The organism is Klebsiella sp. 1SOBk10mer, from assembly GCF_046602535.1.
GTDB lineage: Bacteria > Pseudomonadota > Gammaproteobacteria > Enterobacterales > Enterobacteriaceae > Klebsiella > Klebsiella quasipneumoniae.
This window is the reverse complement of the sequence record NZ_JBKIUP010000003.1, coordinates 159,641-176,355: the sequence shown is the minus strand read 5'-3', so window position 1 is coordinate 176,355 and position 16,715 is coordinate 159,641. Positions and strand designations below refer to the sequence as shown.

The 16,715-nt window shown below is 59.5% G+C and carries 12 protein-coding genes; 7 read left to right on the top strand and 5 right to left on the bottom strand.

What is annotated here, in order from left to right:
• Nucleotides 1-5: 5 nt before the first annotated feature.
• From ACLH1I_RS10780 to pcaC, 3 genes are read left to right on the top strand one after another with little or no spacing between them, the layout of a single operon-like run.
• The gene (locus ACLH1I_RS10780; protein ID WP_017898693.1) at nt 6-1,358 is read left to right on the top strand and encodes a 3-carboxy-cis,cis-muconate cycloisomerase; all 1,353 of its coding nucleotides are present in this window, start codon (nt 6-8) and stop codon (nt 1,356-1,358) included.
• Complete coding sequence (gene pcaD / locus ACLH1I_RS10775) at nt 1,348-2,115, top strand: 3-oxoadipate enol-lactonase (RefSeq protein WP_004887001.1); 768 nt, start codon at nt 1,348-1,350, stop codon at nt 2,113-2,115. Before ACLH1I_RS10780 ends, pcaD begins: the two co-directional genes overlap by 11 nt.
• Nucleotides 2,105-2,494 carry a 4-carboxymuconolactone decarboxylase gene (gene pcaC / locus ACLH1I_RS10770; RefSeq protein ID WP_004886998.1) on the top strand — a complete coding sequence of 130 codons (390 nt, stop codon included), beginning with the start codon at nt 2,105-2,107 and terminating at the stop codon, nt 2,492-2,494. The genes pcaD and pcaC overlap by 11 nt, the downstream gene beginning before the upstream one ends.
• A gap of 640 nt (nt 2,495-3,134) precedes the next feature.
• Here pcaC and ACLH1I_RS10765 read toward each other — a convergent pair.
• From ACLH1I_RS10765 to ACLH1I_RS10755, 3 genes are all read right to left on the bottom strand, one after another.
• Nucleotides 3,135-4,751 (bottom strand): mechanosensitive ion channel family protein, encoded by a 1,617-nt coding sequence (locus ACLH1I_RS10765; RefSeq protein ID WP_064794822.1) that lies wholly within the window; start codon nt 4,749-4,751, stop codon nt 3,135-3,137.
• Nucleotides 4,752-4,915: 164 nt separating this feature from the next.
• Entirely contained in the window at nt 4,916-6,568 is a 1,653-nt protein-coding gene (fumA, locus tag ACLH1I_RS10760) for a class I fumarate hydratase FumA (RefSeq protein WP_198079754.1), read from the bottom strand.
• Nucleotides 6,569-6,622: 54 nt separating this feature from the next.
• A complete protein-coding gene (locus tag ACLH1I_RS10755) occupies nt 6,623-8,134 on the bottom strand; it encodes an anion permease (protein ID WP_049092623.1) in 1,512 nt (503 codons plus the stop codon).
• A gap of 642 nt (nt 8,135-8,776) precedes the next feature.
• On the opposite strand from ACLH1I_RS10755, the gene ACLH1I_RS10750 reads away from it, so the two are divergent.
• Together ACLH1I_RS10750 and ACLH1I_RS10745 are read left to right on the top strand one after the other, a co-directional pair.
• Nucleotides 8,777-11,554: a flavocytochrome c gene (locus tag ACLH1I_RS10750; protein ID WP_032455986.1), complete on the top strand. Its 2,778-nt coding sequence runs from the start codon at nt 8,777-8,779 to the stop codon at nt 11,552-11,554.
• Between the two features lie 65 nt (nt 11,555-11,619).
• Nucleotides 11,620-12,570 (top strand): FAD:protein FMN transferase, encoded by a 951-nt coding sequence (locus tag ACLH1I_RS10745; protein ID WP_004206080.1) that lies wholly within the window; start codon nt 11,620-11,622, stop codon nt 12,568-12,570.
• Here the strand turns inward: ACLH1I_RS10745 and dcuR are convergent.
• Complete coding sequence (dcuR, locus tag ACLH1I_RS10740; RefSeq protein ID WP_017900307.1) at nt 12,551-13,270, bottom strand: two-component system response regulator DcuR; 720 nt, start codon at nt 13,268-13,270, stop codon at nt 12,551-12,553. The two genes, ACLH1I_RS10745 and dcuR, sit on opposite strands and share 20 nt — an antisense overlap.
• Nucleotides 13,267-14,883 (bottom strand): sensor histidine kinase, encoded by a 1,617-nt coding sequence (locus ACLH1I_RS10735; RefSeq protein ID WP_048324075.1) that lies wholly within the window; start codon nt 14,881-14,883, stop codon nt 13,267-13,269. Before ACLH1I_RS10735 ends, dcuR begins: the two co-directional genes overlap by 4 nt.
• A 155-nt stretch (nt 14,884-15,038) precedes the next feature.
• Here ACLH1I_RS10735 and ACLH1I_RS10730 point away from each other — a divergent pair, with 155 nt between their 5' ends.
• Both ACLH1I_RS10730 and ACLH1I_RS10725 read left to right on the top strand, forming a co-directional pair.
• A complete protein-coding gene (locus tag ACLH1I_RS10730; RefSeq protein ID WP_064794824.1) occupies nt 15,039-15,359 on the top strand; it encodes a hypothetical protein in 321 nt (106 codons plus the stop codon).
• 199 nt (nt 15,360-15,558) lie between these two features.
• Nucleotides 15,559-16,479 (top strand): N-acetylmuramic acid 6-phosphate etherase, encoded by a 921-nt coding sequence (locus ACLH1I_RS10725; RefSeq protein ID WP_017900310.1) that lies wholly within the window; start codon nt 15,559-15,561, stop codon nt 16,477-16,479.
• Nucleotides 16,480-16,715 lie beyond the last annotated feature (236 nt).

Here is a 16,715-nt window from a genome sequence, read left to right as displayed (position 1 = left end):
CCAGAATGAGTTTGTTGACCCCGATGTTGCGCAGCAGTCCGCTGACCGACTGGTTCAGCGACGCGCAGCGGGTGCAGGGCATGCTGGATTTTGAAGCGGCGCTGGCCCAGGCGCAGGCCGCCTGCGGCATGGTGCCGACGGCGGCGGTCGGGCCGATTGTCGCCGCCTGCCGCCACGAGGCGATCGATTTTACCGCCCTCGGCGAGGCGGCGGTGGGGGCGGGTAACCTGGCGATCCCGCTGGTGAAACAGCTGACGGCCCAGGTAAAAGCGCGCGATCCGGACGCCGCGCGCTACGTTCACTGGGGCGCCACCAGTCAGGACGCCATCGACACAGGTCTGGTGCTCCAGCTGCGCGGGGCGCTGGAGGCCGCTGAGACCCTGCTTGAGCAGCTGTTGGCGGCCCTCGCCGGGCAGGCGGATCGTTATCGCGATACCGTGATGCCGGGCCGGACCTGGATGCAGCACGCGCTGCCGGTGACCTTTGGCCTGAAGCTGGCGGGTACCCTCGACGCGCTCCTGCGCTGGCAGCAGCGGCTGCGCGAGATGCGTCCGCGTCTGCTGGTGCTGCAGTTCGGCGGCGCCGCGGGGACCCTGGACGCGCTAAAAGAGAAAGGGCCGGCGGTTGGCCAGGCGCTGGCGCAGAATCTTGGTCTGACGCTGCCGGATACCCCGTGGCACAGCCAGCGCGATCGGCTGCTGGAGGCGGGCGCCTGGTTCGCCGGCGTCTGCGGCACCCTGGGGAAATTCGCTAACGACTTCTCCCTGCTGATGCAGACCGAAGTGGCTGAGGTGGGCGAGCCGGTAGCGGAAGGGCGCGGCGGCTCGTCGACGATGCCGCATAAGCGTAATCCGGTGGCCTGCGCGGCGATCCTGACCGCCGCCCAGCGCACGCCGGGGCTGATGGCGACCCTCTACGCCAGCCAGATTCAGCAGCACGAGCGGGCGCTGGGCGGCTGGCAGGCGGAGTGGGAGACGCTGCCGGAGCTGATTACCCTGGTGGGCGGGGCGCTGGCGCAAAGCGAGGCGCTGGTGCGCGACATGCAGGTCTTCCCGCAGAAGATGCGCGCCGACCTCGATATTACCCACGGGCTGATCATGGCTGAGGCGGTGACCCTGGCGCTGGCGGAATTCATCGGCAAAGCCGAGGCGCATCATCATATTGAGGCGCTGTGCCGTCAGGCGCTGGACCGCCACTGTCCGCTGGTCGATCTGCTCGCGGCGGATCCGCAGGTCAGCCAGTATCTCTCCCGCGAACGTTTAACCACGCTGCTGGACCCGGCAACGGCGACCGGCAGCGCCGAATGCTTTGTGCGCCAGGTGCTGGCGCGTTATCAGGAGCAACATGATGAATCTTGATTATCAACTCGACGGACCGGAAGGTGCGCCGGTTATCGTTCTCTCCAACTCGCTGGGCACCACCCGGGCGATGTGGCAGCCGCAGATTGAGGCGCTAACCGCCCATTTCCGAGTGCTGCGCTACGACACCCACGGCCACGGTAAAACGACGAAAAATGGCAAAGTGACCCTCGCCCAGCTGGGGGAAGATGTAATTGCGCTGCTCGATCATCTGAATATCGACCGGGCCTGGTTCTGCGGGATTTCGATGGGCGGTCTGACCGGTCTGTGGCTGGGCCGCTTTGCGCCAGAGCGTTTTTATGGTCTGGCCGTCGCCAACACCGCGGCGCGCATCGGCGATCAGGCCAGCTGGCTGTCGCGGGCGCGGGCGGTACGCCAGGAAGGAATGGCGGTAGTGGCCGCAGGGGCGGCGGACCGCTGGTTCACCCACGCGTTTCGCCAGAAGGCGCCGGAGGTGGTGGAGGCCCTGTGTCACCAGCTGACCCATACCGATGCCGAAGGCTATGCCGCCTGCTGTGAGGCGCTGGCCGCCGCCGACCTGCGGGGCGAAGTGGGGCAGATCCCGCTGCCGACGTTAATCATCGCCGGTGAAAGTGACCCTGTCACCACGGTCGCTGACGCCAATTTTCTGCAGCAGCAGATCCCCGCTTCCCAGGTGGTGGTTCTGCCGGCATCGCATCTGTCAAACATTGAGGCGGCGAAAAGCTTTACTTCAGCGCTGCTGAGCTTTTTCCAGGGAGAACGCCATGGAGGATAAACAGCGCTACCAGGACGGAATGGCGGTGCGGCGCAAAGTGTTGGGCGACGCCCACGTCGACCGTACCCTGCAGCATCTGACGCCGTTGAATGACGAGTTTCAGGACTTTATCACCCGCTACGCCTGGGGTGAGACCTGGACGCGTCCGGGGCTCGACCACCACACCCGCAGCATGATCACCATTGCCATGCTGATCGCTCTCAATCGCGAGGCGGAGCTGAAGATGCATCTACGCGCGTCGTTTAACAACGGGGTGACCCGCGATGAGCTGAAAGAGCTGATCATGCACTCTGCGCTGTATTGCGGGCTGCCGGCGGCCAATGCCACGATGCATCTGGCGCAGCAGGTGTTTGACGACATCGACGCCGGGCGGGGTTAAGTCGTCGTCCGAGTCGGATTGCCCGGCAGTTGTTGTAGGCCGGGTAAGGCGTAGCCGCCACCCGGCGAAATAACGGCACAACCGGAAATGTCCCTGTTCGCACTATGTTTGGTAGGGCCATAACGTTTGGCAGGGCTACAACTGCTATGTTAATTTCGGGCAGATTGCGCTCCCGGTTGATCTTCTGCGTTATGTCTCTTATGGCGCAGGGAGCGCACAGGGGGCGGCCAGTCGCCGCCGCCCCCTGTACCCCCGGGCTCCGGCCAGCAAAATCGCCACTGCGTGGTGCCTTCGACTTATCCCTGCAGGCATCGGGTCGGGCCGAGGCAGCGTCCCTGCAAAACACGGCCCTCAGCCCGCATCCATGCGGGCTGCCCCGGCCTTCCGGGAACGTCTCAGCGATTTTGAGGCCGCCAGCATCGGCAGTTTCAGCAACAATGGTGAATAAATTAACGGCAGGTCGTACGTACATAGGCCGGGTAAGGCGTAGCCGCCACCCGGCATAATGGCGGGTACGGCGCCGATAGATTGCGCAGCGGCGCTGCGCTTGCCGGGTCTGCGAGGTGTAAGCCTGTGAGAGGATCCTGTAGGCCGGGTAAGGCGTAGCCGCCACCCGGCGACATTGCCGATACGTTAACCCTTATTTCTCAGGCTCCTGCGGCGCGACAGCCGGGGCGGCGTACCAGGCTTCCTGCGGCACCACCACCGCGGCTCGGGGCTGCATCACATAGTTCGGCGACATAATCTGCACCCCGAATTCGTTAAACACATCAATAATGCTGCTGTGTAACGCGTTACGGCCATCTGGCAGCTTCGTCGCGGGTAATAAGCGCACCTGCAGCTCATACGAGGTGTACCAGTCGAGCAACCCCAGCTTACGCACCACCGGCGCAATTTGCTGATCGACCCCGGGGGTGCGTCTCGCCGCCAGCTCCAGCAGCGCATGAACCTGGCGCCAGGGCGTATCGTAGCCGATGGTGACGCTGGTAGTGAGATTGAACCCGCCGTCGCTGCTCTCGGCGCTGAGATTGACAATCTTGCCGCTCACCACCACCGCGTTCGGTACCGTCACGATGTAATTCTCACGGGTGAGGATCTTGGTCGCCAGCACGCCAATCTCGCTGACCTGTCCCTCATTGTCAGCGAGGCGGATCCAGTCGCCTTTACGCAGCGCCCTGGAGTAGATTAGCACCAGGCCGCTCATCGCATGGTTCATTACCCCGGTCGAGCCGAGGGTCAGCATCAGGCCGAAGAACACGCTGATGCCCTTGAAGGCAAGGGAGTTGGCGCCGGGAAGAAACGGGTAGGCGGCGGAGAGGGCGAACAGCCAGATGACCACCGAGATAAGCCGACGGGTAGCGCTCACGGTCTCCGGATGAATGCCGGGAACCTGAATGCGGCCGGCGGCGACCTGGTCGAGAACCACTTTCACCAGGCGAATGATGAGCCAGGTAATGAGAAAAATAAGCACCACGATCATCAGCCCCGGCAGGGAAGCGACAATCGACAGCGAGATATCGCGGATCACCCCCAGCGACCAGTCACCCAGCGATTCACTCCATACGCGCGTCCAGGGAAACAGACTGAAGGCCCAGCTCAGCCAGATGTAACAGGCCAGGACACCGACGAGGATCGCCAGCGCGGCATACAATCGGACCTCGATATTGCCGAGAAAGCGCCGCCAGTGCTGGGGAATAGCGCTGCGCTTTTCGAGGATCCGCAGCTGGAAAAAGCGCCGTACCCGCCGCCAGGCGCGGAAAGCGCCGTAGTAAAACAGCGCCAGCAGCAGCGCCCCGGCGAGGGCCTTACCGGCGGAGATCAGCAGATAGCGTTGATTGAACTGTTCCTGCAGGCCGGTGCGCTGGGCTTCCATCCGCGCCAGCACCCGCTGGGCCGCCTGGTCGAGGGTTAAATCATCACCTTCGTCGAGATCCGCCTGGCTCAACAGCAGCACCGGTTTGCCGTTCATCAGAAACAGCCGTCCTGGCTGACCATAGCGAATAACCGGCACGATCCGCAGCGGCTGGCGAATATCATCCTCGGTAAATGCGCGCAGGGCGCTGCGGGTGCGCAGCACGCGCTCTTCTGGCGTCGTCTGGCCAAAGGTCGCCTGCAACATCACTACCGGCTGGTGGAAAATATATACCGTGCGCGCCTTTTCGCGAGCGGTTGGCTGCTGCCGAGGCTCTGCGGCCAGCGCCGGCTGTAATGCGAGCAGCGCCAGTACCCAGAGGATAACCACGTTTATCCTGTTCATAGAAGCACCTGAGAAAGAGAATTATTGTTATTTTTCAGCAAGCAAGGTAGGACTTGTAGTTGAGCATAGCCTGGCAGGAAGTGAATTCAAGCTGGCGCGGCGCGGGCATAAAAAAAGCCGTCACCTGAACGGCGACGGCCTGCTGTTAGCGCCAGAAGGGGGTGTTAGCCGTGCTGTTTACAGCCAGCGCACTGCTTGTTCTGGATCTGCTGGAAGAAATCGTTGCCTTTATCGTCGACGAGAATAAACGCGGGGAAATCTTGCACTTCGATTTTCCAGATAGCCTCCATCCCCAGTTCCGGGTAGGCCACGCACTCGAGGCTCTTGATGCTCTGTTGCGCCAGCACCGCCGCCGGGCCGCCGATGCTGCCGAGGTAGAAGCCGCCGTGTTGGTGGCAGGCGTCGGTGACCTGCTGGCTGCGGTTGCCTTTCGCCAGCATCACCATGCTCGCACCGTGGGACTGCAGCAGATCGACGTAAGAGTCCATGCGGCCAGCGGTGGTCGGGCCGAGGGAGCCGGAGGCGTAACCGGCAGGCGTTTTGGCCGGGCCGGCGTAGTAGATCGGATGATCTTTCACGTACTGCGGCAGTTCCTCGCCGTTGTCGAGCAGCTCTTTCAGCTTAGCGTGCGCGATATCGCGGGCGACGATAATGGTGCCGTTGAGGCTCAGGCGGGTGGAAACCGGATGGGCAGATAGTTGCGCCAGGATCTCGCTCATCGGCTGATTCAGGTTGATGCTGACCACCTTGCCTTCGCCCTGCTGACGCAGATGTTCAGGGATATATTTCCCCGGATTGCTCTCCAGCTTCTCAATCCAGATGCCGTCGCGGTTGATTTTGGCTTTGATGTTGCGGTCGGCGGAGCAGGAGACGCCCATGCCGATCGGACAGGAGGCGCCGTGGCGCGGCAGGCGGATCACCCGGATATCGTGGGCGAAGTATTTGCCGCCGAACTGCGCGCCGAGGCCGAGGTTCTGCGCTTCCTGCAGCAGTTCCTGTTCAAGCTGCACATCGCGGAACGCCTGACCGTGCTCGTTGCCTTCGGTTGGCAGGCCGTCGTAGTAGCGGGTGGAGGCCAGCTTGACGGTCTTCAGCGTCGCTTCCGCCGAAGTCCCGCCGATGACAAAGGCGATGTGGTACGGCGGGCAGGCGGCGGTACCGAGGGTGCGCATCTTCTCGACCAGATAGTTTTTCAGCTTCGTCGGGGTGATCAGCGCTTTGGTTTCCTGATAGAGATAGGTTTTATTGGCGGAACCGCCGCCTTTCGCCATGCACAGGAATTTATATTCGTCGCCGTCGACGCTGTAGAGATCGATCTGCGCCGGCAGGTTGGTGCCGGTGTTGACCTCTTTATACATATCCAGCGGGGCGTTCTGGGAGTAGCGCAGGTTATCTTCGGTATAGGTGTTGTACACGCCCTGCGCCAGGGCGGCTTCGTCGCCGCCGCCGGTCCAGACGCGCTGGCCTTTTTTACCCATGATGATGGCGGTGCCGGTGTCCTGACAGGTGGGCAGGACGCCTTTGGCGGCGATTTCCGAGTTGCGCAGGAACTGCAGGGCGACATACTTATCGTTATCGCTGGCCTCCGGGTCGAGCAGAATCGAGGCCACCTGCTGCTGATGGGAGACGCGCAGCATAAAGGCGGCATCGTGGAAGGCCTGTTGCGCCAGCAGGGTCAGCGCCTGCGGTTCCACTTTCAGCACTTCCTGGCCGTCAAACTCGGCGACGGAGACGTGCTCTTTGCTGAGCAGATAGTATTCGGTATCGTCGTGCGCCAGCGGGAATGGATCCTGATAAACAAACGGTTTAGTCGACATAATCACTTACTCCATAAAGATAAAAACCGCCGGGGTGCTCCCGGCGGTTATGAATCAGAACATCATGGACATCCACGGATAGCCAATCAGCAGCAGGGCGGCCAGGAAGATGGCACCAAAGATGGTGCCGAGGCGCCAGTAATCTTTGGTTGGCAGATAGCCGCTGCCGTAGTAGATCGGGCTCGGGCCGGTACCGTACGGGGTGATGATCCCCATCACGCCCAGCGAGGTCACCATCAGCAGAACGAACACTTCCATATTCATTCCCGGAATGGTGGCAGCGATGGTCAGCATGGCCGGCAGCAGCGCGGTAGTGTGCGCGGTGGTGCTGGCAAACAGATAGTGCAGCAGGTAGAACGCCAGCAGCAGGACGATGGTCGCCATCCCCGGGGAGATACCGCTCATCAGCGCGCCGCCCTCTTTACCCAGCCAGGCGATAAAGCCGGTGGAGGAGAGGCCGTCGGCCAGCGCCACCAGGGTGGCGAACCAGACAAAGGTGTTCCACGCCGCTTTATTGTTGGTGATATCGCTCCAGGAGAGCACGCCGGTCCACAGCATCAGCACGATAACCAGCAGGGCGGCCAGGGCCGGTTCAATCCAGTCGGCGGCGAAGATCCACATCATCAGCGCGAAGCAGACGAACACCAGCAGCAGGATCTCATTGCGCGACAGTTTGCCCAGTTTTTCCAGTTCACGAGCGGCCCACAGCGGCACTTCGTTATTGACTTTCACTTCCGGCGGGTAGAACCAGTAGGCCAGCAGCGGCATGGTCAGGATCAGCAGTACGCCAAGCGGCAGGAAGGCGATGAACCAGGTGCCCCAGGAGATATTGATACCGACGATGCTTTTTACCAGCGCCAGCGCCAGCAGGTTCGGCGCCAGTGCCGACAGGAACATCGAGCTGGTAATACAGGCGGCGGTGATCGCTACCCACATCAGATAGGAACCGATTTTACGCGCGCTCGGATCGTTCGGTTTTGAACCGTACAGCGGCGGCAGGTTGGCGATAATTGGGTAAATGGTGCCCCCGCTGCGCGCCGTATTCGACGGCGTAAACGGCGCCAGCAGCAGATCCGCGAAGGTGATGGCGTAGCCCAGCGTCAGGCTGCGACGGCCGAGATATTTCACCAGAATCAGCGCCAGGCGGCGGCCGAACTGGGTTTTATCGTAGCCGGCGGCGAACATAAAGGCGCCGAAGATAAGCCACACGGTGGAGTTGCCGAAGCCGCTCACCGCCCACTTAAAGGAGGCGCCAGCCATTTTGAAGCCGGGTGCGGCCATCTGTTCCGGGCTGAACAGCAGCCACTGACTGCACAGGGCGATGACCACCACGCCGGTGATGCCGATAACGGCGCCAGGCAGTGGTTCAAAAATCAACCCGACGATCACCCCGACGAAGATAGCGAAGTAGTGCCAGGCGTACGGCGGCAGGCCGTCCGGGACCGGGACGAAGAGTAACAGCACAGCAACGATAATCGGCAGCGCCATCATCAGGAGACGTTTTTTATTCGCAGTCGTTGGATTGACTGCACCGGCAGGCGGTATGGTTGTCTTTTTCTCTTTCATAATGAGTATCTGCAAGTTGTTGAAAATAACGTTTCCGCCAGCGATGCGCTCAGTGATTTCTTTAATTACAAAAATTACTTTAGTTTTTATTTTGCGTTTCTGAGTATCGTCTTGGCGATTATTTAACGCGGTTTGATGGGCGTTAAATTAAATTTGTTGGTTATTTATATATTGCGCTTTCAATGGTCGTTGCAATTGATCGAGATCAAGAAAAGCAGGTGATTTCACTATTTTTTTTATTTTCGATATAACCCTATCTGATGAGGTGTTATTTTGGCGAAAATATCGATAAATGTTAAAATAAAAATGTACAATTAATGCTGTTTTTACTCGACACATGCCTATGCCTATGAAATAAAAACAAATAATCTTGATGGTTGGTCGCTTTGAATGTTAACGGAAGTATCTAAAATGTTATCCTTTATTTGTATTATGTAAATGCCATTTATTATTTTAATAATACAATAGGGGTAGCGATGTTATTGCTGGGGTTAAATAGTTTTATAACTAACGTAATTGATTTAGTAACTAAAAAAGTCGCTATATTATTAGCATGACAACAGGAATTAAAAAACCACAACCATTAATGATTCCGTCACCCCATTCTGAATTTTTAATATTTCAAAATCTGGAGCGTAACTTATGACCAGTAACGAACGTATTTTGCAGCCATTTACTTTACCAAATGGTACGGAGCTGAAAAACCGTTTGCTGATGGCGCCGATGACCACCTGCACCGGTTATTTCGACGGGACTGTCACCAGCGAGCTGGTGGAGTACTACCGCGCCCGCGCCGGCAGTATCGGCACCATTATTGTTGAGTGCTGCTTTATTGATGACTACGGTCTGGCCTTCCCGGGCGCTATCGGTATCGATAACGATGAAAAAATCGCCGGCCTGGCGAAAATCGCTGAAGCAATTAAAGCGGAAGGTTCGAAAGCGATTCTGCAGATCTATCACGGCGGCCGCATGGTCGACCCGCAGCTGATTGGCGGACGTCAGCCCGTGGCGCCGAGCGCCATCGCCGCCCCGCGTGAGGGCGCCGCGATGCCGCGGGCGCTGAGCGGAGAAGAAGTGGAGGGGATGATCGCCAAGTTTGGCGAGGGCGTCCGCCGCGCTATCCTTGCCGGCTTCGATGGGGTCGAAATTCACGGCGCCAACACCTACCTTATTCAGCAGTTCTATTCGCCAAACTCCAACCAGCGCGACGACGAATGGGGCGGTAGCCGCGACAATCGCGCCCGCTTCCCGCTGGCGGTTCTCGACATCACCCATAAAATGGCCCGCCAGTACGCTGACGATGCCTTTATCATCGGCTACCGCTTCTCGCCAGAAGAGATGGAGGTCCCGGGGATCCGCTTCGATGACACCATGTATCTGCTGGAAAAACTGGCCGCTCGCGGCGTCGATTATCTGCACTTCTCGGTGGGCGCGACCCTGCGTCCCTCTATCGTCGATACCAGCGACCCGACGCCGCTGATCGAGAAATACTGCGCCATGCGCTCTGACACTCTGGCTCAGGTGCCGGTGATGGGCGTCGGCGGGGTGGTTAACGTTGCCGATGCCGAGCTGGGCCTCGATCACGGCTATGACCTGATCGCTGTGGGCCGCGCCTGCATCGCCTATCCTGACTGGGCGGCTCGTATCGCCGCGGGTGAAGAGCTGGAGCTATTTATCGACAGCACCCAGCGCGAAGCGCTGCACATTCCGGAACCGCTGTGGCGCTTCTCGCTGGTGGAAGCGATGATCCGCGACATGAGCATGGGCGACGCTAAATTTAAGCCGGGGATGTTTGTTGAAACCGTTCAGGATGACGCCAATGAACTGGTGATCAACGTCAGCCTCGAAAATGACCATATCGCCGATATCGAACTGGCGGCGAGCCCGGTGCAGACCGTGGAGTTCACCACCAGCTTCGAAGAGATCCGCGAACGTATTCTCACCGCCAATACCCCGCACGTCGACGCCATTTCCGGGGCCACCAGCCAGAGCGAGGCGGTGAAAAAAGCGGTCGCCAAAGCGATGCTGAAATCGAGCAAAGCGCTGGCGGCGGAAGAGGGCGGCAATGACGCTGCGCCGAAAAGCTATGATGTGGTGGTCGTCGGCAGCGGCGGCGCCGGCCTGGCGGCCGCCATTCAGGCTCACGACGAAGGCGCCAGCGTGCTGATCGTCGAGAAAATGCCGACCATTGGCGGGAACACCATCAAGGCTTCCGCCGGGATGAACGCCGCGGAGACCCGCTTCCAGCGCGTGAAAGGCATTCAGGACAGCAAAGAGCTGTTCTATCAGGAAACCCTGAGGGGCGGGCACAATAAAAACAATCCGCAGTTGCTGCGCCGCTTTGTGGAGAATGCCCCGCAAGCCATTGAATGGCTGGCGGACCGCGGCATTATGCTCAATGATATCACCACCACCGGCGGGATGAGCATTGACCGCACCCACCGTCCGCGCGACGGGTCAGCGGTCGGCGGCTATCTGATTAGCGGCCTGGTGCGCAACATCACCAAACGCGGCATCGACGTCCTGCTGGATACCTCGGTGGAAGAGATCCTGATGAGCGGCGATGAAGTCAGCGGTGTGCGTCTGATCAACGACGAAAACGAGATCGTAGAGATCCAGACTAAAAGCATTGTGGTGGCCACCGGCGGCTTCAGCGCCAACAGCGCGATGGTGGTGAAGTATCGTCCTGACCTCGAAGGCTTCGTCACCACCAACCACAAAGGGGCCACCGGGAGCGGTATCGCGCTGCTGGAGCGCATTGGCGCCGGTACCGTGGATATGGGCGAAATTCAAATCCACCCGACCGTTGAACAGCAGACCTCCTATCTGATTTCCGAGTCGATTCGCGGCGGCGGGGCGATCCTCGTCAACCAGCAGGGTAACCGCTTCTTCAACGAAATGGAGACCCGCGATAAAGTCTCCGCGGCGATTATCGCCCTACCGGAACACTATGCGTACATCGTCTTTGACGAACATGTGCGGGCGAAAAACAAAGCCGCCGATGAGTACATCGCCAAAGGCTTCGTCACCAGCGCCAGCTCGCCGCGTGAACTGGCGGATAAACTGGGGATGGATTACCATGCCTTCCTCGCCACCCTCGAGTGCTACAACGGGGCGGTGGAAAAACAGCATGATGAACAGTTTGGCCGTACCACCGCGCTGCGCGCGCCGATTAACGAAGGTCCGTTCCATGCCATCCGTATCGCCCCGGGGGTGCACCACACCATGGGCGGCGTGACCATTAACACCGATGGCGAAGTGCTGGACGTTGCCCGGCAGCCGATCCGCGGCGCCTACGCCGCCGGTGAGGTGGTCGGCGGGATCCACGGCGGCAACCGTATCGGTGGTAACGCGGTGGCGGATATCATCATCTTCGGCACCCTCGCGGGTCGCCAGGCGGCGAAACGCGCCAGAGGATAAGACGTAATTGCTGATGCCGGGCTGGCGCTCTCGCCGCCCGGCTTATCCCTTCTAAGGAGAGCCCGATGTCTGATAACCGCGTCTATAGCTACTCCGCCGTTCTGATGGGTTCTCCCATCCAGCTCAAACTCTGCTCCCATAATGAGGCGCTGGCCTCCCGCGTATTTCAGTTAATCAAACGCTACGAAGATCTGCTTACCGTTAACCGCGCCGAGTCGCAGGTAATGGATATCAACCACGCCGCCGGACGTCACCCGGTGACGGTCAGCCGCCCGGTCTTTCAGCTCATTCAGTGCGCCAAAGCCGCCAGCATGGTGCGCGACAGCGCCTTTAACCTCGCGATTGGGCCGCTGGTGAAGCTGTGGCGAATTGGCTTTCAGGGACACCGTGTGCCTGACGCCGGCGAAATCAGGGCCCGGCTGGCGCTGACCCGCCCGCAAGAGGTGATCCTGGATGAGGCAACCGGCAGCGTGTTTCTTCAGCAGCCGGGGATGGAGCTGGATCTTGGGGCGATCGCCAAAGGCTATATCGCTGACCGGGTGCGTGATTATCTCCGTCAGCAGCAGGTGGAAAAGGCGCTGATCAACCTCGGCGGCAACGTGCATACCCTTGGCGAATGGGCCATTGGCCTGAAAAAACCGTTTGCCGATGCGCAGGCGCTGATCGGCTCTCTGACGGTTAACGGACAGTCGGTGGTCACCTCGGGCACCTACGAACGTTATTTCGAGCAGGATGGCAGGCGCTGGCACCATATTCTCGACCCGCGCAGCGGTTACCCGCTGGATAACGAACTCGACAGCGTCACGGTGATTTCCACTGATTCTTTAGACGGCGATATCTGGACCACGCTGCTGTTCGGTCTCGGCGTCGAGAAAGGCTGTGCAGCGCTGCGTCAACGGCAGGATATCGACGCGATTTTCGTCACCAAAAATCGCGACATTATACTTTCATCGCCGCAGCGATTGCGCTTTGCGGCGCTGGATAGCGGCTACCGCGTTATTGACTGTACTGCTTAAGCAAACTGTACTGTTCGGCCACCAGCCGGTAGCGATAGACCGGCCGCCCGGTGGCGCCGTAGTGGATAGTGGTATAGAGAATATTGATCTGCGCCAGCCAGATCAGATACTTACGGCAGGAAACGCGGGAGATATTCACCGCCGCCGCCAGCTCATCGGTAGAGAATTCAACGTCCGGGTGGGCGTCAATCCACTGGCACAGCGTGCGCAGGGTTTGCGCGGTCAGCCCCTTGGGCAGCTTGCGCGCGTCGCTGGCCTCCGGCGTGCCGCCGTGCAGCAGGCGGTCAACGTCGGCCTGCTCGTAATAGGGTTGGCCGGTTATCAGCTTGCGCTTCTCCCGCCAGGTAGTGAGCGCCTCTTCAAAACGGGGAAACTGGAAGGGTTTGATCAGGTAATCGACTACCCCGTAATGCATGGCGGTCTGCACCGTGGCGGCATCCGCCGCTGAGGTGATCATGATGACGTCGATGGCGCGCCCCGATTGACGGATAGTCGGCAGCAGATCGAGCCCACTGTCCTGCTGCATATAGACATCCAGCAGCACCAGATCGATCTCCTGTTGCGGATCGTTAATCATCTCCTGGGCTTGACTGAGCGTCGAAGCGCTCCCGCTGCAACGAAAGCCGGGAACCCTTGCCACGTACAGGCGATTCAGTTCGGCCACCATGGCATCATCGTCAACAATCAACACATTTATCACGCACGTTTCCTTTTACTATCCCAGGGGAGATGAACAAAAAATTGAGTAAATACGCCGGGTTCCGACTCGACGGCGAGGGTGCCGCCCAGCTCGCGTAATTGCTGGTTGGCGAGAAACAGCCCGACGCCGCGATTCTCGCCTTTGGTGGAGAAGCCTTTGTTAAAGATAGCGTCGATGTTGTTTTCCGGGATCCCCGGCCCGTCGTCGCTCACTTCACCGCTTAGCCAGCCGTCCTGATAGTGCAGCAGCAGGCCGATCTCGCCCTCCGCCTGACCGTTCATGGCATCCAGCGCGTTCTCAATAAGGTTGCCCAGCACCGTCACCAGCACGGTGACCTGCTTCTCGTTCGGGCAATCCGGCACCAGGCTCTCTTCCGCCAGCTTAAGGGTAAAGCCGCACTCGGTGGCGCGCTGCATTTTACTTATCAGAAAGCCGGCGACCACCGGGGATTTTATGCGGTGCTGAATATCGCCGATGTCCGCCTGGTAGCGATGGGCGGTCTGCAGCACGTACTCCTCGAGTTTGCCATAGCTTTTCATATTCAGCAGGCCGAGGATCACGTGCAGTTTATTCATAAATTCATGGGAGGTGGTGCGCAGGGCATCGACATAGCTCATCATACCGTCCAGCCGCTGCAGCAGCTGGCTGACTTCGGTCTTATCGCGGAAGGTACAGATGGCGCCGACCACGGCCTCCTGGCTGCGGATAGGCACCGTGTTGCTGATTAGCAACAGGCCATTGCATCCTAGCTCGCGGTCGTACATCGGCTCGCCGCTGTGCAAAACCGTCTGCAGGTCAGCGAGCAGCGGGGTATGAGCGAGCGTCTTGTCCGGCCCGGAAAAGAGGATCTCGCGCGCCGCCGGGTTGATCAGGTTAACCTCACCATGGGCATCGACGGCCACCACCCCCTCCTTGAGGGCGTGCAGCATGGCCTGACGCTGCTGAAACTGAGTGGAGATTTCGTGCGGCTCCAGCCCCAGCAGGACGCGCTTCAGGCCGCGCACCAGGCTCCAGGTGCCGAGGGCGCAAACCAGCGCGCTGAACAGGATGGTCAGCAGCACGTCCCAGCGGCTGTTGGCGATCTGCTCGTCCACTTTACTCAGCGAAATGCCGACCACCACCACGCCAATCTGCTGATGCTGATCGTTGAACACCGGGGTAAACACCCGTAGCGCCGGGGCCAGCACGCCGTGGTTAATGGCCACGTTCTCTTTTCCCTGCAGCGTCGGCTGGATATCGTGGCCGATGAAGGGTTTGCCAATAATTGAGCTGTCCGGATGCGAATAGCGAATACCCTGCATATCGGTGACGATAGCGTACAGCAGGTCGTTGCGCCGGGTGATGGTCTGCGCCAGCGGCTGAATAATTTGCTGCTGCGGCGGCGCCTCCAGTCCGCGCTTCACCTGCGGCATATCGGCCATGGTGCGCGCCACCGCCAGCGCGGTCTCTTTCAGACCATCGCGAGTGGCATTGCTGATCTGCATATACCACAGGGCATAGACCAGCAGCAGCACGGCGCCGATCACGCTGCCGATCATCAAGGAGACGGCGGTGCTCAGCTTTAGCGGTAAGGGGCGTTGACGAACGCGAGGCGGGTGCTCTGATGCCTTCATGACGATCCCGGATAGAGTCAGTAAATGATTATTATCGCTGATAGCGTGGCATTCATAAAGCCGTGTAATCAAAGCAAAAGGCCGCTTTTGCTACGGTAGCCTCGTCCCGTCCACGATAAACTGTCGCTTTTCGCCACAGGCTTAAGGCAGACATGATGGAACTGGCATCTCTGGTCCGGGATATTCTCCGGCAACAGCACGTTGAACAACTGGCGCAGCATCGTGAACAGGACCATGAAGCGGAAGCAGAGTGGCAGATCGCGCGCTGGCGACATCGCAGCGGGGTGGTGATCCAGCACCGCTACGAACTCGAACTTCCGCAACAGGATGCCGCCTCCTGCCCGGAGTGCTGGATCGAGTGGCAGGTTATCGATAGCGCCGGCCTGGTGGTGCAGCCAATGCGCAAACAATTTTATAACCTCTGTCAACAATCCTTCTGGCTGGCCATGCAGGCGGACGGCGAAGATGAGAGCTGAGACAGGATTGTTCAGATAATCGGCAATTGCCCGTGAATGGGCGATCGGGACGGTAAACTGTGACCCCGACGGCGGTAAAGCGCGGAAGATTCCCCTTATAGTGGCGACAGAGGTTAAATAGTCCTGATGAATATAAGGATATGCATCAGGCCGCTGATTTCGCCGAGATGCGCTTTTTCTGTCGTAAATGGAGGTTGTTATGAGCAGTTCGCTAACCGCGTCAATGCAGGCACGTCGTCACCCGGATACCACCCACATCGATCGCCTCGCCACCGCCGACATGCTGGCGATGCTGCATCAGGATGATAAGCAGATATCGGAGGCGGTTGGCGCCTGTTTGCCGGATATCGCCCGGTTGATTGATATTGCCACCGCGACAATGAGCCGGGGAGGGCGTCTGGTTATTATCGGCGCCGGGGAATCAGGCCGCACGGCTGTCCAGGCGGTCAGCGACTACTCTCCGGAAGGCAAACACGCGCTGGTGGGGCTGATTGCAGGTGGGCAGACGCCGGCGATGGCCGAGCGGGAGACCGCGGCGAATAATTACGATCTAGGCGCCTTCGAGCTGCAGTCGCTGGACTTTTCCAGCCACGATATGCTGCTGGCGCTTACCGTTAGCGGCAAGACCCCATGGGTCTGGGGGGCGATGCGCCACGCCTGGTCGCTGGGGGCTCCGATCGCGGTGGTGACTCAGCAGGCGGCCAGCGAGGCGGCGCAGCTGGCGGATATTATTATTGCTCCGCAAACCGGGCCGGAAGCGGTGGCGGGCTTGACCAATCCGAAGGCCCGGCTGGCCCAGCGGCAGATCCTTAACATGGTGTCGACGGGCCTCGCTATCCGTGACGGCCGGGTGTACAGCAACCTGCGAGTGGATCTGCAGGCTGACAGTCCACACTGGGCGGAGCGGCAGGTGGCGATTGTCATGGCGGCCACCGACTGCACGCGCAGCGAAGCGAAAGCCGCGCTGACCAGCTGCCACCACCAGTGCCGCACCGCCATCCTGATGCTGCTCAGCGGGCTGGACGCCTGGCACGCGCGGGAGCTGCTGACCAAACATCACGATCATCTGCGTCTCGCCCTGCGCGAAGCCCAGCGCAGCGCTGTCACTCCCGCCCATTAAGCCTTTAGCCAGGCGCGCACAAACGGTATGCGCGCCTGCACTTTATTAACTAAAGAAATTCCTCTCCTCTATTTATTCCGGTAATTGCGCTGAATTCTCAGTGAGATTTTACGCCGGCGCTTATTTTTTAGTGCCGCTCTGATTTTTTAAGTTAAATAATTATTTGATTAAAAATGCGAGAGTGTAAATGATATTTTAAAATAAAGTAAAAGTGCGTTAATATGCTGCCTCTTATT